Origin of the sequence: Pseudoalteromonas sp. Ps84H-4, from assembly GCF_024124645.1 — a bacterium.
Taxonomy (GTDB): Bacteria; Pseudomonadota; Gammaproteobacteria; order Enterobacterales; family Alteromonadaceae; genus Pseudoalteromonas; species Pseudoalteromonas lipolytica_C.
Window position 1 is genome coordinate 47,233 of the sequence record NZ_JAMXSK010000011.1, and the last position, 21,938, is coordinate 69,170.

At 42.0% G+C, this 21,938-nt stretch carries 20 protein-coding genes; 6 read left to right on the plus strand and 14 right to left on the minus strand.

All coding sequences use genetic code 11. The features are described from left to right. The first annotated feature begins 103 nt into the window (after window positions 1-103). The gene (locus NH454_RS11220) at window positions 104-1,885 is read left to right on the plus strand and encodes a PDZ domain-containing protein (RefSeq protein WP_253039102.1); all 1,782 of its coding nucleotides are present in this window, start codon (window positions 104-106) and stop codon (window positions 1,883-1,885) included. 20 nt (window positions 1,886-1,905) lie between these two features. Here NH454_RS11220 and NH454_RS11225 read toward each other — a convergent pair whose 3' ends face one another. The 4 genes from NH454_RS11225 to NH454_RS11240 all read right to left on the minus strand — a co-directional run bounded on the left by NH454_RS11225 (window position 1,906) and on the right by NH454_RS11240 (window position 4,395). Beyond that, window positions 1,906-2,700: a glycosyltransferase family 25 protein gene (locus tag NH454_RS11225; protein WP_253039104.1), complete on the minus strand. Its 795-nt coding sequence runs from the start codon at window positions 2,698-2,700 to the stop codon at window positions 1,906-1,908. A gap of 65 nt (window positions 2,701-2,765) precedes the next feature. Then, window positions 2,766-2,951, minus strand: coding sequence for a DUF1289 domain-containing protein (locus NH454_RS11230; protein WP_135926394.1), 186 nt, complete (start codon window positions 2,949-2,951; stop codon window positions 2,766-2,768). Window positions 2,952-2,992: 41 nt separating this feature from the next. Further along, window positions 2,993-3,505, minus strand: a complete 513-nt coding sequence (locus tag NH454_RS11235; protein ID WP_063707486.1) for a hypothetical protein — start codon at window positions 3,503-3,505, stop codon at window positions 2,993-2,995. A 152-nt stretch (window positions 3,506-3,657) separates the two neighbouring features. Further along, window positions 3,658-4,395 (minus strand): DUF4097 domain-containing protein, encoded by a 738-nt coding sequence (locus tag NH454_RS11240; RefSeq protein WP_253039106.1) that lies wholly within the window; start codon window positions 4,393-4,395, stop codon window positions 3,658-3,660. A 265-nt stretch (window positions 4,396-4,660) separates the two neighbouring features. Here NH454_RS11240 and NH454_RS11245 point away from each other — a divergent pair, with 265 nt between their 5' ends. Next, entirely contained in the window at window positions 4,661-6,040 is a 1,380-nt protein-coding gene (locus NH454_RS11245; protein ID WP_253039108.1) for a serine hydrolase, read from the plus strand. A 62-nt stretch (window positions 6,041-6,102) separates the two neighbouring features. Here NH454_RS11245 and hisIE read toward each other — a convergent pair whose 3' ends face one another. Genes hisIE through hisG form a run of 8 tightly spaced genes read right to left on the minus strand, consistent with a single transcriptional unit; the run spans window position 6,103 to window position 13,170 of the window. Continuing rightward, on the minus strand, window positions 6,103-6,717 hold the full coding sequence (gene hisIE, locus NH454_RS11250) for a bifunctional phosphoribosyl-AMP cyclohydrolase/phosphoribosyl-ATP diphosphatase HisIE (RefSeq protein WP_054552013.1): 615 nt from the start codon (window positions 6,715-6,717) through the stop codon (window positions 6,103-6,105). Beyond that, complete coding sequence (hisF, locus tag NH454_RS11255; RefSeq protein ID WP_055021694.1) at window positions 6,708-7,487, minus strand: imidazole glycerol phosphate synthase subunit HisF; 780 nt, start codon at window positions 7,485-7,487, stop codon at window positions 6,708-6,710. Before hisF ends, hisIE begins: the two co-directional genes overlap by 10 nt. Next, a complete protein-coding gene (locus NH454_RS11260; RefSeq protein ID WP_235383593.1) occupies window positions 7,469-8,203 on the minus strand; it encodes a 1-(5-phosphoribosyl)-5-[(5-phosphoribosylamino)methylideneamino] imidazole-4-carboxamide isomerase in 735 nt (244 codons plus the stop codon). The genes hisF and NH454_RS11260 overlap by 19 nt, the downstream gene beginning before the upstream one ends. A gap of 27 nt (window positions 8,204-8,230) precedes the next feature. Beyond that, window positions 8,231-8,821, minus strand: a complete 591-nt coding sequence (gene hisH, locus NH454_RS11265) for an imidazole glycerol phosphate synthase subunit HisH (RefSeq protein ID WP_135926405.1) — start codon at window positions 8,819-8,821, stop codon at window positions 8,231-8,233. Then, window positions 8,818-9,879 (minus strand): bifunctional histidinol-phosphatase/imidazoleglycerol-phosphate dehydratase HisB, encoded by a 1,062-nt coding sequence (gene hisB / locus NH454_RS11270; RefSeq protein WP_253039110.1) that lies wholly within the window; start codon window positions 9,877-9,879, stop codon window positions 8,818-8,820. Before hisB ends, hisH begins: the two co-directional genes overlap by 4 nt. After that, window positions 9,876-10,973 (minus strand): histidinol-phosphate transaminase, encoded by a 1,098-nt coding sequence (gene hisC, locus NH454_RS11275; RefSeq protein WP_253039112.1) that lies wholly within the window; start codon window positions 10,971-10,973, stop codon window positions 9,876-9,878. The genes hisB and hisC overlap by 4 nt, the downstream gene beginning before the upstream one ends. Next, entirely contained in the window at window positions 10,963-12,264 is a 1,302-nt protein-coding gene (gene hisD, locus NH454_RS11280; protein WP_135926408.1) for a histidinol dehydrogenase, read from the minus strand. The genes hisC and hisD overlap by 11 nt, the downstream gene beginning before the upstream one ends. 6 nt (window positions 12,265-12,270) lie before the next feature. Continuing rightward, the gene (gene hisG, locus NH454_RS11285) at window positions 12,271-13,170 is read right to left on the minus strand and encodes an ATP phosphoribosyltransferase (protein WP_135926409.1); all 900 of its coding nucleotides are present in this window, start codon (window positions 13,168-13,170) and stop codon (window positions 12,271-12,273) included. Window positions 13,171-13,514: 344 nt separating this feature from the next. Here hisG and NH454_RS11290 point away from each other — a divergent pair, with 344 nt between their 5' ends. Together NH454_RS11290 and NH454_RS11295 are read left to right on the plus strand one after the other, a co-directional pair. Further along, window positions 13,515-13,748, plus strand: coding sequence for a hypothetical protein (locus NH454_RS11290; protein WP_063529102.1), 234 nt, complete (start codon window positions 13,515-13,517; stop codon window positions 13,746-13,748). 83 nt (window positions 13,749-13,831) lie between these two features. Continuing rightward, entirely contained in the window at window positions 13,832-14,800 is a 969-nt protein-coding gene (locus NH454_RS11295) for a sensor domain-containing diguanylate cyclase (RefSeq protein ID WP_253039114.1), read from the plus strand. Between the two features lie 25 nt (window positions 14,801-14,825). Here the strand turns inward: NH454_RS11295 and NH454_RS11300 are convergent, their stop codons facing one another. Further along, complete coding sequence (locus tag NH454_RS11300) at window positions 14,826-16,109, minus strand: sodium:proton antiporter (RefSeq protein WP_253039116.1); 1,284 nt, start codon at window positions 16,107-16,109, stop codon at window positions 14,826-14,828. Window positions 16,110-16,330: 221 nt separating this feature from the next. Beyond that, entirely contained in the window at window positions 16,331-17,410 is a 1,080-nt protein-coding gene (locus tag NH454_RS11305; protein WP_135926412.1) for a mechanosensitive ion channel family protein, read from the minus strand. Between the two features lie 387 nt (window positions 17,411-17,797). On the opposite strand from NH454_RS11305, the gene NH454_RS11310 reads away from it, so the two are divergent. Then, on the plus strand, window positions 17,798-19,993 hold the full coding sequence (locus tag NH454_RS11310; RefSeq protein ID WP_253039118.1) for a pre-peptidase C-terminal domain-containing protein: 2,196 nt from the start codon (window positions 17,798-17,800) through the stop codon (window positions 19,991-19,993). Between the two features lie 68 nt (window positions 19,994-20,061). Further along, window positions 20,062-21,924, plus strand: coding sequence for a M28 family metallopeptidase (locus NH454_RS11315; protein ID WP_253039120.1), 1,863 nt, complete (start codon window positions 20,062-20,064; stop codon window positions 21,922-21,924). Window positions 21,925-21,938: the final 14 nt, after the last annotated feature.

Consider the following 21,938-nt stretch of genomic DNA (forward strand, 5'->3'; position numbering starts at 1 on the left):
ATATCAAACCTGTTGCAATGGCTGTTTATCGGTTTTTAATTCACATTTTTTCTCGCAATTGTTAGGCTTATCCGCAATTTTAAAAGTAATAAAAAGAGTTGTTATGAAAAAGTTTTTGGCACTGTCAATTTTGGCAGCGTGCTCAAGCAGTGTGTTTGCAGATGTAAACTATTCACTGTCGATTACTGAGCCAGAGCATCATTTAGGTAATGTGAGTGTTGAGTTTCCTGAAACTGCACAAGCACATTTAGATGTTAAACTTCCCGCTTGGCGTACTGGTCGTTATGAAATTTTGAATCTTGCTAATGGCGTACGTTTTTTCGAAGCAAAAGATGATGACGGCAGGCCATTAAAGTGGGAAAAAATTGATCACAGCACGTGGCGTGTTCACTTAAACGAGCCAACTCAAGTCAATGTAGATTACCAAGTTTACGCTAACGAGCTAGGTAAACGCGCTCGTCATATTGATGACAGCCATGCATTTATTGATGCATCTGGCTTTTTCATGTTTAGTGAATCATTCCGTCAAGACCCGGTAACCGTAAAATTAAACGTACCAAAACAATGGCGTTCAGTATCGGGTATGGAAAATGCGGGCTCTAAACACAGCTTTAAAGCCGCTGATTACGACATTTTAGTTGATTCACCAATCGAAACAGGTATCAATGAGCTACACAAGTTCACTGTTGATGGTCGTGAATACGAACTCGTTATTTGGGGTGAAGGCAACTACGACGTAGATCAAATGCTAACTGATCTTAAAAAGCTAGTGACAACTGGCAATGTAATTTGGGACGGTTACCCATATGAGCGCTATGTATTTATGGTCCATGCTACGTCTGGTGCCGGTGGCGCAACAGAGCATTTAAACTCTACGATTATCCAGCGCCCACGTGACCGTTTTGGTTCTCGTAAAGACTACCTTGCGTTTATCAGCACCGCAGCTCACGAATTTATTCATACTTGGAACGTTAAAGCATACCGCCCTAAAGGTATTGCACCGTACGACTACACCAATATTAACTACGCTAAAACATTATGGATTGCAGAGGGCTCAACCAGCTACTTTGAAGACCACTTAATGGTTCGCTCTGGTATTGAAACAACCGATGAGTTTTTTGGTACGTTAACGAAAACGATTAATCGTCACTTACAAACACCGGGTCGCGAAGTGCAAAGCGCAACCGAAACCAGTTTTGATAAGTGGATCAACCAAGGCGGTGACCACGCTCGCAACTATAGCACCAATATCTATTTAGAAGGTTCATTGATCTCAATGGCGCTTGATATTGATTTGCTAGAAAAAAGCGATGGCAAAATCAGTTACCGCGATGTTCACCGTGAACTGTACAACAAGCATCGTTTACCTGATGGTTTTACGCCTGATGATGTTAAAGCGATTTTAAAAGAACTTACAGGTCGTGATTACAGTGCTTGGTGGCAAGCAAATGTGGATCAGCCAGCAGCTATCGATTTTGATTTGCTACTTGAAAAAGTGGGCTTAGGTTTAATTCGCCCAGAAGACGCTAAATCAGTACCTAGTATTGACTCGTTTGCTAAAAACAGCGGTGAGTTATTAACCCTAACTCATGTTCGTCGTGGTGGCGCTGCATGGCAAGCAGGCTTAACTACAGATGATAAAATCGTTGCGTTTAACAAAAAGCATGTTGGTAAAGACTTAACAGCCAGCCTTGAAACGTTTAAAGCAGGCGACACAGTGACTGTTGATTTTATTAGACGTGATGCACTGCAAAGCACAACGCTAACACTGAGCGAAGACTTTGATAAAGAGAAAAAGGTAAAAGCATTAAAAGATGCAACACCAGCTCAAATGGCATTGTTTAAAGCATGGATGGGTGTTGACCACCCAAATCAAGCTAAATAACAGTCAAGCAAAATAACTCGTTAATGATTTTTGATTGGTAAGAGAGGAGCTGCGGCTCCTTTCTTTTTGTTTGGTGTTTGCTGCGCTTTTACAAACTGCTTAGTGTATTGTGCGTTTAATAGTGCACTGTGAAGTTGCTGCGTTTTACGTCGCCAAAACGACTTTTTAACTTTGCTTGATCTATCACGAATATCGCTTTGTGAATTATCGGGTTGTGATACCGGGTAGGGCAGTAAAGAGTATCCATATACGCCTGTTTCCCACACATGCTGTAAATCGCAATCGACAGGGCGACCAAATGCAGCAGTGGCTTTTAATAGCGCTTTTGCACCAGCCAAGCTAACAGCCGTTGCACAGCAGCCAGACATAAGCTTTTTATGAATGACTAAATGCTGCTCATCAGCAAGGGGTTTTGTAAAGGCAATTTCCCGATTTCGGTCTTTATAAGCGGCCAATTTTATTATCTGCCAAGGCTGTTTCAAGGTATTAATGTTTTCAATTGCACTGTGAATAGAGCGGTCGAGAACAAAGTCATCTTCTAAAATAATGGCGTAATCTAATTGCCTATCGACCATGGTTTGCCATGCTTTTCTGTGGCTCAGGTAGCAGCCAATTTCACCTTTACTCAATGGTTTATGGTATTTTTTTAGATTTAAATCAGCATTATAATGCTCAGCAATCGCTGTATCAGACAGCTCTCTACCATCAATTGCATCAAGGCGTTCAAATGCCAAATTTTGTGCGTTGAGCTCATGGCTTACACGGTTTAATCGTTCTGTAGAGCTTGCTAAGTTAATTACAAAAATAGCGGTCATTATTGTTACCTGATGGGTCAGTTTGAATCAGGCTAACAAGCTTTAATGACGCTTGGGTGTCAGAACTATTTCGCTTTTATGTCAGGGCGAGGAGTATTTAAAATCGCTTGTTTTTCTTGCTCGGATAAAATGATCCAATCAAAAATTTCATCATTACTGCGACCACAGCCAGTGCAATAGCCATTGAGGCGATGACATTGACCGATGCAATCTGTTTTAAATTGGCTGGTTGGTTTTTTTGAATGTGCCATAGAGATACGAAGGCTAATGTCTATTAGCCTTCCAAAGTGTATTACTTACCTTCAACTGGCTTACCAATTTCAAGGGTGGTAGACCAAGGCTGTTTACGCGACAGGGTTTTACCCGAGTGAATTGAAATAACAGGGTTGTTTTCGTCAAGTACAAACGTGGTGCGTAACGATTCAGCAGACTCTTTTTGTGTTTGATGCCAATTATTACCTGCTAAACACGCTTGGGTAAAATTAACCGCACGGGTGTGATCAGCGACAGCTTGCTGCTGTTGCTCATAGTTGCCTACACAGCGGTAGGTGACATTGTCTTTATCAAGCGCTGTGATTTGACAGTTATCGGCAATAAGGTTGTATTTTGCTGTCCATGTTTCCATGTATTTAGTATTTACACGGCTACGTTTTAAGCCTTCAAAGCGGTTGTCGTAAGCACCTAATAGGGCATTAATTTTCTCGCAAGGGGTTAGGTTATCAATGGCCGCTTGTTGTTCAGTTGTTAGTCCTGTACAACCAGTTAAAACAAGGCCAGTTAGTAAGGCGGCGAGTGGCTTTTTCATATCAGGCTATCCTTTTAAATAGCAGTTCCTTAAACGTTTCCTAAAGGATACCTAAGCCCTTGTAAAAATGCTAATAAAGATTGGTGATTACAATTTAAAATGCCTTCGCAAAGGAAGGCATTTTAGTTGCTAATAACTGTGAAAGCGTAGGCTTACATCTTAGTTTTACCAGCAATGTTGGTCACTTTTACTGAGCCAGAACCATCACTTAGTAACTCAAAGTTTGCTGCGGTATCAACGCGAATGCTGCCCGAACCATCTGAAATGACAACATCACCCGAAATATCATTTAAGTCGATACCGCCTGAGCCATCGTGTACTTCAATATTGCCCTGTGCTTTAGCAACATTAATATTGCCAGAGCCGTCATGAATTTTAATATCATGGCTTACATTACGAACATCAATGCTACCCGAACCATCATTGATTTCTAATGTGCCTGTAATGTCATTCGCGGTAATTGAACCAGAACCATCGTTGATCACTGTATTCGCAACTTTGCTAATGATAATTTCGCCAGAGCCATCATGTACATCAACATTAAATGAACGAGGGATAGAAACAGTTAAATCAATGCGAGTTTGTTTGTTGGTTTGATATTCACATTGGCCTGCACCAAGCGCAGCACGCTTATCTTTAGCTTCAAGCGTTAAGCAATACTCATCATGTGGCTTTTCTTGATAAATCTCGGCTTTAACGGTCACTTGATCACTGTCACTACCGGTAATGTGTAAAAAACCTGAGCCTGCTTCTACTTTTAAAGCGCTTAATGATGCTGCATCTAGCGTTAGGTTTTTAGTTGCTTGTAGAGGCATTTCACCCCAAGCAAATGTCTGTGCTGATAATAAGCCTGCGGCAATGAGTGAGAGTGTTTTTACTGTACTTAACATGGTTGTTCCCTTTCATATCTGTGGTGTTATTAGCTTAGTCGCAAGTGCTGATAAAAAAGGTTTAAAGGCTTTAAAAAATTTTTACATAAATAGAAAAAAAGTTGCGTAGACAATAGGAGCTTCGGACTCTAAATTCATTTTGTTTATTAACAATGAACCTATTTTGTTGGGTTATTTGTCGCTCAAGGAGCGAATACTGCCGTAAAAATATACCATTATTTTTTTCTTTTGCTAATTTAAACTCTTTGGTCTTCAAGGAGTAATAATGAAAAAAATAACCTTCCTAAGCGCGTTATTGAGCACCAGCTTTTTTGTTTGTAGCGAAGAAACAGATACAACCTTAAAAGCCTATGCCGCTGGGTACGTCGCCAATTTTACCTGTAGTGCCACGTTTAACGCTGGTAAAAGCAAAGATCAAATCGATATTGATGAACTTACCGGTATTTACCCTTTAATCGCAGACACTGTAAAAACACTGCAAGCGAACATTGATACTGAGCACAAGCGAGTCATTGTTGATTACGATAAAGATAAACAGCGCATATCGGTGTGGCGTCCTCGTTTAGGCTGTGTTGATTTACCCGTAGGGGCAAGCCTTAAAGTTGCAACACTCGTGCAAGCACCGTTTAAAGAAAATTTAGCCTACCAAAAGGATGATGGTAAGCCTTGGCAAACGTTAAATGGTGTCAATAAAGCAACGGGTAATAAGGCGCTTGATGAGGTTATTGCTCAGGCTTTTACTCGTCATTATGGTGAAGGCGCACGCACTTCAGCAATTTTAATAGCAAGCCCTCAGGCGATTTTAGCAGAGCAATATAAAGCAGGCTTTACCCCAGAAACCGCACAGCGTACTTGGTCTGTTGCAAAAAGTATTGGCGCGAGCATCATTGGTGTGGCGGTAGCACAAAAACGACTTGATGTTACAAAGCATGCTGGGCTTGAAAGCTGGTCTCACCCACTTGACCCTCGTGGCGGAATTACCCTTGAAAACTTGCTTCACATGGCATCAGGCTTAGACAGTAATAAAGCGGGCAACCGGACAGACCGTGTGTATATGGGCGGCGGTTTAGTGTCTGATACTGCAACGCATACCGCATTAGAAGTAAAGCCAGGTAGCCGCTGGAAATACGCCAATAACGACACCATGTTAGCGCTACGCACCTTACGAGAAACGTTCAACGATGAGGCGAGCTATTTGCGTTATCCCTATGACAATTTACTCGATAAAATCGGCATGCAGCACACATTTTTAGAGTCAGATTGGCAAAGTGACTTTATTTTGTCATCGCAAGTGTGGACTACTTCACGGGATCTTGCTCGCTTAGGGCTATTACACTTGAACAATGGTCGTTGGCAAGATGAGCAAATATTACCAAAAGACTGGTTAAGTTATATTAGTAAACCAGCTCCTGCTCAACCCCCAGAAACGGCACCGGGCTACGGTGCACAGTGGTGGCTTTATAACGAACGTTTTCCTGAATTACCAAACGATACTATTGCTGCGCGAGGCAATCGTGGTCAATATTTGGTGATTATTCCAAGCGAGCAGCTAGTTATTGTTAGGCGAGGGTATGACCTTGCGGGTCTTAAAGGCTTTAGTGAACATGACTTTACTCGTGATGTTCTAAAAGCTCTGGGTAGATGAAATCAGGTTTCAGATGCACTAAAAAAGATGCACCTAAAAAGGTGCATCTTAATCAATTTCAATTACTTATGGCGGCCTTGTAAACAGCTCACTACATCGGCCAACGATAGGCCTTGGCGCTGCAATAACACGGTTAAGTGATACAGTAAGTCTGCCGATTCATTGGTTAATTCATCGTTATCATGTTTCATGGCTGCAAGGGCAACTTCGACACCTTCTTCACCCACTTTTTGGCAACTACGGCTTAAGTCTTTTGCAAACAAAGACGCTGTGTAGCTTTTGCTTGGATCATCGTCTTTACGCGAGACAATAACTTGTTCAAGCTCAGCTAAAAACGACAAGCTAGGTTTAGCATCATCGCCGAAGCAGCTTTGTGTACCTAAGTGGCATGTTGGCCCAAGTGGGTTTGCCAGTACTAATAGTGAGTCGTAATCGCAGTCGGTGTGTACTGAGACTACTTCAAGGTAGTTTTCTGATGTTTCGCCTTTGGTCCATAAACGCTCTTTAGAACGCGAGTAAAAGGTTACTTTTTGTTTGTCGAAAGTGGCAGCTAATGCGTCTTGATTCATAAAGCCTTGCATTAAAATCACCCCAGAGCGTGCGTCTTGCACGATAGCTGGGATCAATTCGCTTTTGGCAAAATCGACTTGAGAAAGAGTGTCTTTGGTTAATTGCATAGTCTTGCCGCTACATTATTATCGATTAAAAATTGTTTTAGTTCGCCAATATCAATGACGTTCTTGTGAAATACGCTGGCAGCGAGCGCGCCATCAACTTGGCTTTGCTGAAATACATCAACAAAGTCTTGCATCGTCCCTGCGCCGCCCGATGCAATCAGTGGAATATCGCACAGTGCACGCATTTTTGATAGCTGAACATTGTCGTAGCCTTTACGCACGCCGTCTTGGTTCATGCAATTGAGTACGATTTCACCAGCACCTAGGTCTTGCACACGCTTAACCCATTCTTCGGTTTTATAGCGAGTACGGCTTGATGCATTTGGGTCGCCAGTTAGCTGGTAGACTAAATACTCGCCAGTGTTTTCATCATAAAAGCTATCTATTCCCACAACCACGCACTGTTTACCAAACTCATCGTGTAACTCTTTGATAAGCTCAGGGCGCGCGATAGCAGGGCTGTTAATACTGATTTTATCTGCACCACGTTCTAAAACACGTGCTGCATCGGCAACAGATTTAATACCGCCAGCCACACAAAATGGAATATCAATGTGGCGTGCAATGTTCTCTACCCAATTGACATCAAGTAGGCGTTTTTCGACGCTGGCACTGATTTCATAAAACACCAGTTCATCCGCACCGGCATCGCTGTATGCCTTAGCAAGCGTTAAAATATCACCAACCACTTCATGGCCTTTAAATTTAACACCTTTAACGACTTGGCCGTCTTTTACATCTAAACAAGGGATTATGCGTTTTGATAACATGCTAGCGCCTCCTCAACATTAAAGGCACCATCGAGTAATGATTTACCTAATATAACACCGCCAACGCCTAGTTTTTTCAGCTTTGCGATATCATCAAGAGAGCTTACACCGCCTGATGCTTGAACTTTAATCTCGCTGTTGTGGTTGGTTAAATCTTCATAAAGTGCAAACGAAGGGCCGGTCATGGTGCCGTCTTTACTGATGTCAGTACACAGAAAATCAACCACACCAAGTGCCACGTAAAAATCAACAAGTTCGAACAAACCAAACTCAGATTCACTTAACCAACCATGTGTTGCTGGCGCCCAGCCGTTGTCAGTTTTATTAACATCCAATGCGATAACAAAGTGTTCGCTGCCAAATTTTTCAATCCACGCCTTTACTTGTTCGCGCTTTTCAACGGCCATTGAGCCGATCACGACTTGATTAGCACCGGCTTCAAGCCAGTCAGCAACATCTTGCTCAGAGCGAATACCGCCGCCCACTTGATAAGGTACATTAAGCGCTTTGGTTGCGGCTTGAATATGCTGCCATTGTTTTTTATTTGGATCGCGCGCGCCTTCTAAATCAACTAGGTGCAGTTTGCCTGCGCCGCTGCTTGCGTACTCTTGTAAGCGTGCGCCAAGTTCGTAAGGGTAAAATTGTGCTGTATCATACTTACCTTGGTATAAGCGCACAATTTGGTTTTGTAATACATCGAGTGCTGGAATAATCACGTTTATTTCTCTTATTTTTTGCTGCGCTTACAGCTGCCAATCTAAAAAGTTTTGTAAAAGTCGGGTGCCTACTTTGGCGCTTCGCTCAGGGTGGAACTGCATGCCTGCGTAGTTATCTTTGGCAACAATGGCTGAAAAAGCTTGCCCGTATTCACCGCTTACTAGGGTTGCATCGTTTACTGTGTGCGCAAAGCTATGCACAAAGTACACTTGATCCTGCGCCGATAACCCTTTGGTAAGTGCATGCTCTTTTAGTACGCTTAGGTCGTTCCAACCCATGTGTGGAGAAGTTAATGTACCCACATCTAAGTGCTTAACAACACCCGGAATTTTGCCAAGGCAATCGACATTGCCTTCTTCAGTGCTATCACAAAGTAATTGCATGCCTAAACAAATTCCCATCAGCGGGCGTTGATATTCATCAATTGCTTGTTGCCAACCACCGTCTTTTAAGCGTTTCATTGCAACGGAAGCATGGCCTACACCAGGTAAAATCGCACGTTCAAAGCCTTTTAGTTGTTCAGGTGAGGTGATCACCTCTGGCTTTTCACCTAAGCGTTCAAAGGCAAAGCGAACAGAGTTAATGTTGGCACAACCGGTATTAATTATGGCAATCATAAACACCCCTTAGAGCTGGCAGTTTGTTGCGAAGCATCTTTTGCAATCGCAGCACGAAGTGCTCTTGCAAACGCTTTAAATAGGCCTTCAACTTGGTGGTGACAGTTACCGTCGCTAACCGACAGAATTAGGCTCATGGCGGCATTATCACTTAAGCTTTTAAAGAAGTGCTCAACCATTTGTACGTCTAAGTCGCCCACTTTTTCACGGCTAAAATCAGCGTTTAATACAAATGAGGCGCGGCCTGATAAATCAATTTGCGCTTCTGCTTTACATTCATCCATAGGTAATGCAAAACCATAGCGACCAATTTGCGTTTTTGTACCTAGGGCTTGTTTAAGGGCTAGGCCAAGCGCAATACCGATATCTTCAACAAGGTGATGCTCGTCAATGTGTAAGTCGCCAGTGGCTTGAATATTAAGTCCGATATTGGCGTGAGTGCGAATTTGGTCAAGCATGTGATCGAAAAAGCCAAGGCCAGTGCTAATTTCGCCATTTTTTGTTTGGTCTAAATTAACTTGCACATCGATTTGCGTTTCTTTGGTGTTGCGAGTGACACGGCCTTCACGGTTCGCGGTTGTCAGCTTAGTGACAATGGCATCCCAACTGCCATCATACAAAATACCTTCGCAGCATAAGTTATTGGCAAGTCCGATGTCAGTTTGGCGGTCGCCAATCACAAATGAGCGTGATAAATCGACTTTACCTGAGCGCATCAGCTCAGTAAGTAAGCCAGTTTTTGGTTTACGGCAGTCACAATTTTGCTCATCAAAGTGCGGGCAGATCAGAACTTCATCAAATTTAATCCCTTGGCTGTTTAAGATATCCATCATCTTGTCTTGGGCAATATCAAAATCAGCGGTCGGGAAGCTATCAGTGCCTAAACCATCTTGGTTTGAAACCATCACAAGGCGGTAACCTGCCGCTTGAAGTTGTAATAGAGCAGGGATCACATTCGGCAAGAACACTAATTTTTCTAGGCTATCAACCTGTTTGTCGGTGATAGGCTCTTCGATAATCGTGCCATCGCGGTCAATAAATAAATACGGGTTGCTCATGATAATTCCTGTTCTACTGTATTGCTGGTCAGTGATAAGCCATCTAACCAAATTTTTACTTGTTCTAGTTCTTGCTCGTTACCGATAGAAATTCGTAACCAATCATTTTCGCCATATAAGGTGAAGGCACGCATCACGAGTCCTTGCTCAAGTGCGATATTAAATGATTGTTTGTCTTTTAGTTTTAAGGTGACGAAGTTACCTTCACCGCTCAGTACTTTGATAACAGCTGGTGATTGCTCAAGCCAGCTTTTCAGTTTGGCTTTTAAGCTATTTAAAATCGTTACCTGACGGCGCATTGAAGCGATGTTGTCGCTACTTAATGCATCTGCGGCAATGCTCGCAACCACCGTTGATACAGGGTAAGGCGCAATCACTTTACGAATAGGCGCAAGTAGCTCGCTGTTGGCTAGCGTAAAGCCTGTTCTTAAACCCGCAAGTGCAAATGCTTTTGATAAGGTTCTTAGTACCACAAGGTTACTAAACTCGTTGATCAGGCTTGCCGCTGTTTGTTCTGGGCAAAATTCTATATAAGCTTCATCCACCACTACAATCGCTTTACCCGCAAGTTGCTGGGTGATTTTTCTGATTTTGTCTAGGCTTGTCATGCTGCCGGTAGGGTTATTTGGATTACAAATAAACACCAACTTTGAATCAGCAACTGCAGTGACAATCTCATCAACTGTGCCTTTTAATAACAGCTCTTGAGTTAAACCGTTAATCGCAATGTTGTGGGTATCAGCTGTTACTTTGTACATGCCGTAAGTTGGCAAAAAGAGTGCTATGCTATCTTTAGCTGGGCTACAAAAAGTACGTACTAATAGTTCAATACCCTCATCAGCACCGCGGGTCATCAATACTTGCTCTGGCTCTAAATTAGCATAGCAAGCGTAACGATTGATCACTTGCTGAGGCTGCGGATCTGGGTAGCGGTTTAAATCAGCTAAATTGATATTTGGCGTACGTGAATACGGGCTTTCGTTGGCATTTAACCACGTTGTACCTGTTAGTTTTTCACTTTTCGCTGAACTATAGGCTGTAAGCGCTGCAATGTTATCTGGCAACAGCGTTGTTATTTTTGAATTATCGCTCATTGTTCATAGCCTCAAGACGAATTGAAACAGCATTAGCGTGAGCATCAAGCCCCTCTGCTGCGGCCAAAGGTAAAATTGCTTTAGATAATTCACGTAAACCATTTTTGCTGATGGTTTGCACTGTGTAAGTTCTAAAGAAGTCCAGTAAGTTTAAGCTCGAATAGGTCGCACTGTAACCATACGTTGGTAGTACGTGATTCGTGCCAGACGCATAGTCACCGGCAGACTCTGGGGTGTAATCGCCTACAAATACTGAGCCAGCATTTTTCACTAAGTTTAAATAAGGCTGCGCATCAGCAAGTTGTAAAATAAGGTGCTCAGGACCATATTGAGCAGACACCGCAAAGGCTTGCTCAACCGAGTCCACTAATATCAAGCTTGAGTTTGCAAGCGCTTGCTCGGCAGTGTCTTTGCGACTTAATTTTGCTAGCTGCTCAGTTAAAGCTTGCTGTGTTTTTTCAATAATACGTTCGCTGTTACACAGTAAAATAACCTGCGAATCGGCACCGTGCTCTGCTTGCGATAATAAATCTGCCGCAATAAACTCTGGGTTTGCACGCTCATCTGCAATCACTAACACTTCAGAAGGGCCCGCAGGCATATCAATCGCCATGCCCGGAATGGTTTGCGCAACAAGTTGTTTTGCCATGGTGACAAAGCTATTTCCCGGGCCAAAAATCTTGTTCACTTTAGGCACTGACTCTGTGCCATATGCCATTGCTGCAATCGCTCCGGCGCCACCACTTTCTACAATGGTTTTAATACCACATAGTTTTGCTGCATATAAAATGGCAGGGTTGATGGTTTCATCGGCTTTTACAGGTGTAGTAAGCACAACAGTTTGTGCACCGCTTAATTGTGCAAGCACTCCTTGCATGATCACTGATGATGGCAATGGCGCACTGCCACCTGGCACGTAAATACCTACCGCTTCAATGGCTTGATATTTAAGTTCACATAACACACCAGGTTGCGTTGTTAACTTAATGTCTTTAGGTAATTGTGCTTGGTGAAAGCGTTTTACATTAGCATAGGCCGTTTCGATGGCGGCTTTTAACTCGTTTGATAATAACTGCTCAGCTTGATTAATTTCTTCAACTGGCACTAATAAGCGCGGTGTCTCGCGCTTATCAAACTCTTTAGCCATCTTTAACAACGCAGCGTCACCTTCGGTTTTAACTGCATTTAAGATGTCGATGCAAATTGCTTCGACCTCTTTACTTGCAGTAACAGCAGGGCGGGTGAGTACCGCCTGCTGTGCTTGTTGATTTTCCTCATTCCAGCGAAACATGGATTATTACTCCATCATTTTTTCAATTGGCATAACAAGGATTGAGTTAGCACCCAGTGCTTTTAACTGTTCCATTGTTTCCCAAAATAGAGTTTCGCTGCTAACCATGTGCAGTGCTACGTAATCGTCGCTACCAGCAAGTGCTAACAATGTTGGCTGGCCAGTACCAGGTAGTAAGTCGCATACTTCATCAAGCTTTGCTTTTGGTGCGTGTAACATAATGTATTTACTTTCTTTAGCTTGACGAACACCACGTAGACGCGGCATTAGCGTATTGATTAAATCAAGTTTACTTTGGTCTTTAAGGTCTTTGTTTTGAATTAAACATGCGTTTGATTCTAAGATGGTCTCGCCTTGCATTAGGCCGTTTGCTTCTAATGTTGCACCGGTAGACACTAAATCACAGATTGCATCAGCTAAACCTGCACGCGGGGCTACTTCAACAGAACCCGTTAACATTACCGTGCTTGCGTTGATGCCTTCACGTTTTAGGTATTGGCTCAAGATTTCTGGGTAGGTAGTGGCAATGCGTTTACCTTCAAACCAGCTTTTATCTTGCGGGCCAAGTTCTTGTGGCCATGCAAGTGCTAGGCGGCAGTAACCGAAATCAAGTTTAGAAAGTTTATTTACTTCGAATGCTGCGCCTTGGCGTTCGCGTTCGGCTTGTACTTCAACAAGTACGTTTTCGCCAACGATACCTAGGTCACACACACCGTCCATTACTAGGCCCGGAATATCGTCATCGCGTACACGAAGTACATCAATTGGCATGTTGGTAGAGTGTGCGATTAAACGTTGTTCACGAAGGTTTAATTTAACGCCTAATTGCTTAAGTAATTCTTGGCAGTCTTTTGATAAGCGGCCACCTTTTTGGATGGCGATTCGTAAACGATTGGTATTGCTCATTATTTATTTTCCTTTAATTCAAAAACTAAAAACCCCGAGGGAACCTCAGGGCGAAAATAAATAATTTGGTTGATTGCTCGCCAGAGGTTCCTTTTAGGAATAACCTCTCAGCGAAAAACCTGACAGGCTATTCCGGTGAATGATGGTGATGATGGATAGTTGTCAGATTGAAACGCATAATTTTTCCTGTATTGCACTCGTTTATGTAAACCAGTGCGTATATCTGTTTAAATAATTTACGTATATAGATAAACATGCTTTGCTAATCTTTGGCAAGCATTTTTTTTCTAAATTAAAGTATATGCTATAACTGCCGATAATAAATGGAGTGATAGGAGGTACAAATGGATATCATGATCCCCTTTTTAGGTCGCATAACACGCTTACAGTTGGAGAGTAAAGGCGCGTTTCATATTGCGGGCGTAAAAGACGCGAACGTGCAGCGAATTGAGCTAGAAAAACGGCAAAAACGTGAAATTGAACGACGTAAAAAAGCTGCTGAGAATGGCGATAAAAACAGTAAAAATGCTATTGAAGAAGATGAAGAGGGTAATAAGCACCTAGATACCTGGGCTTAAACGAAAGCCAAATTTTTCTGCAACAGTAGCGCAATTTCTGCTAACGTTTAAGTAAGTTCATTTATATTTTACAGGGCAGATTAATGGATAAACCCGCAGTGCCATTGAATGAGCAAGCTCGCCTTGACGAATTGCGTTCGCTTGAAATATTAGATACGCAAAGTGAACCTGTTTTCGACAGAATCACACGCCTTGCTCAGCAATTCTTTTCAGTGCCAATTTGCATCATAAGTTTAGTTGATGAGCAACGTCAGTGGTTTAAGTCTTGTGTTGGTTTAAATGTCACTGAAACTGCCCGAGATATCTCTTTTTGTGGCCACGCAATCCTACAAGACGAACCTTTTGTGATTAATGATGCGTTGAAAGACAAAAGGTTTGCAGATAATCCGCTAGTAGTTGGAGAGCCACATATTCGCTTTTATGCGGGATGCCCAATCATCCTTAAATCAGGTAATTGTATTGGAACACTGTGTATTATTGACTATAAACCACGCACATTGAGTAATAAAAATCTTCAAGCGCTGAAAGATTTTGCTGCAATTATTGAGCGTGAATTTGCCATATTGCAACTTGCTACAATGGACGAATTGACCTTGCTCCCTAATCGTCGAGGTTTTACAAGCACTGCTGAGCATTATTTAGATTTGTGTATTAGGCAGCAATTAAATGCCAAATTGGTATTTATAGATTTAGATAACTTCAAATACATTAATGATAACTTTGGGCATTCTGCTGGTGATAGAGTTCTGAAAGAATTTGCATCATTACTAAAAGAATACTGCCGAAAAGCAGACTTATATGCACGTTTGAGTGGGGATGAGTTCGTGATTCTGTTTACTGATTTAAACACCTCAGAATGCGAAACAATCATGCAACGTCTACTGCAGTCATTTTGTAATTTACCTTCGAGTTTTACAGGTCAAAGCATATTGAGTTTTTCTTATGGAATTGCTGATTTTTCGGGCCAGCAACCCTGTTCACTTGCAAAGCTATTAGCTGTTGCTGATAGTAGAATGTATAACGCAAAGGTACAAAAAAAGGCTCAATTATGAGCCTTTTTAATGACTAATGGCATACTCACTGTTGTGTTTTAGCAGATTGAATACTGCTTTGGATCAATGGTGAGATTGTTAAGCCTTGTACAATAATCGAAAAAATCACAACTACATAAGTCACTATTACTATTAGGTCATGCAAGTCAGACCCTGCAATCATCACTTGATCACGAGGTATAGCTGCAGCCATTGCTAGTGCTAATCCACCACGCAGGCCGCCCCAAGTTAAGATTTTTACCGAGTGTTTATCGTATTGACGATACTTTTTAAAGAATACAAATGGCGCACCTACACTTATAAAACGCGCTAATAACACCACAGGTACCATGAGTAGACCTAAACCGATTTCTTCAAAGGTAATAGGCATAGTCACGATGAGCATACCGATGATCAAAAACAGCAAGGCGTTTAAAAAACTATCGGTGGCATGCCAAAAGTCTTTTACATAACGGGTATCTTCAGGCCCTGTGCGCTCTGTTGCCTTTGAGCGGGTAATATTGCCAAGCAAAATACCACTGGTAACCATGGCAAGTGCGCCCGATATTTCCCATATATTTGCCGCAGCAAAACCAGCGGTTGGGATGGTCAAAGTTAGAAGTAACCGAATATTCACATCGCGGCTATTAATGATCAAAAAGTGCCCAACCAATGCAATGACTAACCCAAACACAATACCGCCAATGGCATCCACTAAGAACAGCTCAGCAACATCAGCAACAGTGGCTTCGGTGCCATAAAAGGCCACTGAAAATATGGTGGTGAATATGACTAAGCCAATACCATCATTAAACAAAGACTCACCTTCAACTTGCACAGAAATTCCTTCTGGGGCTCGCATTTGTTTAATAATGGCTAACACGGCAATCGGATCGGTTGGGCTTATTAATGCTCCAAACAGCAAGCAATAAATAAACGGCACTGGCCAGCCAACAAAGGCAAATAAGTAATAACTTAAATAACCGACTATGACCGTGGAGGTTATGGTTGAAAATAGCACTAATGCAGTTATCTCCCATCGTTGTTTACGAAGGGCTGCCAAGTTGATTTCCAATGCCCCTGCGAATAGCAAAAACCCAAGCATGCCTTTTAATAGCAACTGATTAAAGTTGATACTAGAAACAATCTGAGTTATTTCGAGGGCCGTTGTATCACCAAGCATTTTAACGGCAAGAATAAGTAGCAAAGAAATAACAACAGAGCCAGTTGTTATAGCAATCGTGGTTTGCATTTTGAGGATATATTGATTAGCAAAAGCAATAAAAATAGCTAATGCTGAAAGAAAACAAATGAGGTACCAAGCATTCATTGTTTGACCTTAAATATTTTTATAACAAGACGCAGAAAGCTGTCACTTTCTGGCCGCATATAGTACGCCTCTAATATAGGTATGTCACAGTGTTTATGCGATTTTTATGACTTTTTAGAGTAAAAATACTTGATGCTGATTGCATATGTATAATTGCTGTTAAAAATGTCTAAAAAGAGACATAAAAAGCCCTGCAAAATATGTAGCATTGATAAGTTTAGTTAGGTCAATTTGTTGAACTGGGCAGATTCTTGACTGGTATTTATAGCCCTGATTGGATAAGGGATCACAATGCCTTCTTCGGCGTAACGTTTATGGAGTGCTTTTATAAACGCTGATTTAACCCAAAATCGGTTGAAGTACTCTTTTGCTCTTAGCATCACCGTAAAGTTAATACTTGATTGATCAAAGGTGTGAAACACCACAAAAGTATCGTAGTCATCAACACCCCATTGATGACTTTTTAAAATCTGTCTGGCAACATCCAAAGTCACTTGCTCAACTTTTTCAAGATCTGAGCCATAATGAACACCCACCTCAACGGGGACGCTGAGTTCTTTTTCGGGATAAAAGTAATTAATGATGCGTGATTTAGACAGCTGACTATTTGGGATGACTATCATGTTATTCGGCAACATTTTTACCCATGTAGAGCGCCAACCAATTTTTTCAACAAAACCTTGGTCGCCACTTTCAAGTTCTATAAAATCGCCAACCCGAATAGGTTTATCAATCACCAACTGAACGCCTGAAAAGAAGTTTTCAAGTGTAGGTTGCAAAGCCAAAGCAACAGCAAGTGAGGTAATGCCCAAAGAGGCAATAATCGGAGTGATTGAAATCCCCAACGTGCCCAATAACACCAATAAGCCAATACAGACTATGGCGCAGCGGATCAAGCCTTTAATGATGCTATGACTATTCGAAACAACCACTGAGCGGGCACTGTAATAATCAACGGTGCCAAATAAGAAATGGTCTAAAAATAACACTAAGGCAAAAATACAAATGGCTTTAGCGGTGGCTGCAATGGGTAAGGGGTGTTCGGCCATAAAGCCGGTGATGTTTAATAACTGACCAAAAATGATCACAAGCACCATCATTGTGCACAAGGTCAATGGCGTAGAAAGTGAGTTAACAAGCAAGGTATCGAACACAAAATCAGTTCGTTGGGTCCATTTTTTTAGGCAATAGATAATTACAAACTTTAATAAAAACAGGGTTATGGCGGCTAGTACAGTGCCGCCAATGACGACCAGCCAAGGCTCATTTAGCCATTCATTTTGTATTAGTTCAGTAATCATACTTAGTCCTTAAACCCTAGATACTTGCGATAGCTGCAAGTTATGTACCTAGGCTTTTTGGTTAATAGCTGAATTTTTAGCGATGAATCACAAATGGTAAGGTGAGCAAAATAAATACAAATAAAAGGTACAAATGTTTATTAAATGTTATCTTTTTGTATCAATAAATTTACATTGAAGTTGTATCTGTTAACATTTGATAAACCTGAAAATGATTATCTTGCTGTTAATTATAGTGTTTTAAATTAGAGCTAATACTTTACTTGTAAATTTTTTGTTTCATTTTCAATTTCGCTCCATTCAATCTAGGCTGGTCACTAATCGGGAACGGTGCAGTCCGGTTACTAGGAAAATATTAAATACATAACAATCTAACGGAGCGTAAACGTGAATTTATCTAAAATCACATTAGCAACTCTTGCTGCTTTTGCTTTGACTCAAGCAACAAGTGCAGTAGCTGCGAACAAGAAATACCTAAACGAACAAACAGGGATTAACCAAGCTTTGCAAACCAATGCATCATCAGTATTGAGTGCAAATCCAAATCAGTTAGTTGGTTTAGGTGCAGGGAATGATTTAGTTGTATTAAAAGAAATCAAAACCAGTAACGGCAACACCACGCGCCGTTATCAGCAGATGTATCAAGGTCTACCTGTTATTGGCGATACGGTTAGCCTTACATTTGATGGTAATGGCCAATTAAAGCGCGCACATGGTGCAGCGGTGTATGACATTGCCGCCGACATCGACTCAGTGTCTCCGGCACTAAACAAGAAAAAAGCAATGGCAAAAGGCCTTGCTAATTCACCTGCTGCAATTAAATCAGTTGGGTTAAAAAAGCATAATGAACAATCACGTTTAGCTATTTGGCTAGACGAGGACAGTGTTGCACACCTTGTGTATGAAGTATCTTATGTGACGTATGGCGACAACCCATCTCGTCCATATCAAATTATTGATGCTAACAGCGGTGAAGTTTTATTTAGCTTCGATAACTTACAACATGCCAGTGCAACAGGCCCAGGTGGTAACTTAAAAACAGGTAAGTACATTTATGGTACTGATTTTGACAGCCTAGATGTTGCTCAGTCGGGCAGCACTTGTACGATGAACAACGCCAATGTAAAAACCATTAACCTAAATGGTGGTACAAGTGGTTCGACAGCATATTCATTTACATGCCCAGAAAATACCTTTAAAGAAATTAACGGTGCGTACTCGCCTTTAAATGATGCGCATTATTTCGGTAACGTAATTTTTAATATGTATAACGATTGGGTTGGTACTGCGCCATTAACTTTCCAATTGCAAATGCGCGTTCATTACGGCAGTAATTACGAAAATGCGTTTTGGGATGGTAGTGCTATGACCTTTGGTGATGGTCAAAATACCTTCTACCCACTGGTTAGTCTTGATGTCTCGGCGCATGAAGTAAGCCATGGTTTTACCGAGCAAAACTCAGGCCTCGTTTATTCTGGTAAATCAGGTGGTTTGAACGAAGCGTTCTCTGATATGGCAGGTGAAGCGGCTGAGTTTTATATGAAAGGCTCAAACGATTGGTTAGTGGGTCAGGAAATCTTCAAAGGTAACGGTGCACTTCGTTACATGAATAACCCAACCCAAGATGGCAGCTCGATTGACCATCAAAACAATTACTACTCAGGTATGGATGTGCACTATAGCTCAGGTGTATTCAACAAGGCATTTTATAACCTCGCAACCACACCAGGTTGGGATACGCAAAAGGCATTTGTTGTGATGGCACGTGCTAACCAACTTTACTGGACAGCCAGCACAAACTGGGATTTAGCTGGTAATGGCGTGATGGATGCAGCCTGTGATTTAAGCTATGACCCAGCAGATGTTCAAGCGGCACTTGCGGCGGTGGGTGTGACTTCAAGCTTAAGTGCGGGTAGTAGCTGTGGTACGACTGAGCCACCTCCAAGCGGTGATGAAGAACTAACTAATGGCGTTGCGCGCACAGGGATCAGTGGCGCAGCGAAAGATCAAATGTTCTTTACTCTTGAAGTGCCAGCAGGTGCAACGAATTTACAATTCAATACAACTGGTGGAAGTGGTGATGCAGACCTTTATGTTATGTATGGCGCAAAACCAACACTGAGCAACTTTGATTGTAAAAGCACTTCATCTACTAGCACAGAAAGCTGCGCTATTAGTAATGTGCAAGCGGGTACTTACTACGTAATGGTAGAAGCGTGGAATCAAATTTCAGGTGTATCACTTACAGGTAGCTTTGATTCGGGCAGCGGTGGTGGTGTAACACCAATTAACCGCACTGAGTCTAACTTAAGTGTTGGTACAAATAGCTGGACTCGGTTCACGCAAGACCTCGATGCGGGTTACTCGTCACTGGATGTGACTATTTCTGGTGGCTCTGGTGATGCTGACTTGTATGTGAACTTTGGTTCACAATCGACAACATCTAGCTATGACTGCCGTCCTTATAAAAACGGCAATAGCGAAACCTGTACATTTACAAACCCACAAGCGGGTACTTGGTATATCGACCTTCGCGGCTACAGCGCTGCAAGTGGTGTAACACTCACCATTTCGGCTAACTAGCCACCCTTTTAGGGAGCTTCGGCTCCCTTTTTTATTTTATTAAAATACACATCATAAAAGGATTGATTATGACAACCCGTCTAACACAGTGCTTAGTGGGCTTTGCCACACTGTCACTGAGCCAACTAAGTTATGCAGCGCAAGACGAAACAATTTGGGTCACCATTGATGCCCTTGCTGCAGAGCACTTTCAACAAGATACAGTGAGTAAACGTAAACAAAGCAGTAATTTTGCGATGCAAAAATCGGCTTTGAATCAAGTTAATTTTATGCGCGTTAACAAACAGGATATCGCTGGTTTAAGTGAGTTTATGCACGATAACTATCATCGCTGCGGTGGTTTTGTCGCCCATGACTCATTAGCAGATGCCGAGCTTTATACTCAGCAATTAAATGCGGTTTCGCAAGGTACAATGAATGCGAGCTTTGTTAATTACAGTATTGATAATGCCGCGACAGTTAATGCGCTACTATCATCGATTGATAGTAGTGAACTGAGTGATACGGTTAATAGCATGATGAACTTTCATAACCGATATTATGCAGTGCAAAGTGGTGTTGATGCAGCAGATTGGTTAAAGAGCCATTGGCAACAAATAGCCAGTAGCCGCAGTGATATAACTGTTGAGTATTTTAACCATAGCTTTTCTCAATCATCAGTTATTGTGACCATTCCTGGTGCAGAAAAAGCAGATGAAATCGTCATTATTGGTGGTCATTTAGACTCAATCAATCAGTCTAATCCAAGCAATGGTCGAGCTCCTGGTGCAGATGATAATGCCTCGGGTATTGCAGTGCTAACACAAACCCTAAAAGCAATAGTGGAAAATAACTACCAACCTCAGCGGACCATACAAATTATGGGTTTTGCTGCTGAAGAAGTAGGCCTTAGAGGCTCAAAAGATATTGCTCAAAGTTATAAAACACAGGGGAAGAATGTTGTAGGCATGGTGCAGTTTGATATGACTGGTTATAACGGCAGCAGCACAGATATTGTGATGATGACGGATTACACAAACTCATCGCAAAATCAGTATTTATCGCAGTTGCTCGATGCTTACCAGCCCTCAGTGAGCTATGGCTTTGATCAATGTGGTTATGGCTGCTCAGATCATGCCTCTTGGTATCAACAAGGGTTTGCCGCCTCAATGCCATTTGAATCAACAATGAGTGACATTAACCCTTTGATCCACACATCAAACGATGCCCAATTTGATGCGGCTCACGCGAGTAAGTTTGCAAAACTAGCAGTGAGTTATGTTGCTGAAATGGCAAAAAATGCCGGTGATGTAGTAACTGAGCCGACTAATCAGCTTGAAAATGGCGTAGCTAAAACGGGATTGGCGGGCGCAGCAAAAGAGCAGCTATTCTTTACGCTTGAAGTACCTGCAATGAGCAGTAACCTTGAGTTTGTAACTGAGGGGGGCTCCGGTGATGCCGATTTATACGTTAAATTTGGCAGTAAGCCGACCTTACAGGACTTTGATTGTAAAAGCACAACTTCTACAAGTAATGAAAGCTGTGTGATGTCGTCAGTTCAAACTGGTACGTATCATGTCATGGTTGAAGCGTGGAATGAGATTTCGAATGTGTCACTCACGGGAAGTTATAGCACCTCAGGTGGCGGCGACAACCTTGATCGAACTGAGACAAACGTGAGTGTCGCTACCGGTAGTTGGCAGCGCTTTACTCAACAAATACCAGCAGGCCTTAGTAATTTAACGGTGACGATTACTGGCGGTAGTGGCGATGGAGATTTGTATGTTAACTATGGCTCAGCGTCAACAAGTTCAAATTATCTATGTCGGCCTTACAAAAATGGTAACGAAGAAAGTTGTCAATTTGATAACCCACAAAGTGGAACTTGGTACATAGATTTACAGGGTTACCGAGCTGCATCAGGCGTGACATTAACGATTCAAGGACAATGATTTAAACGCAATCA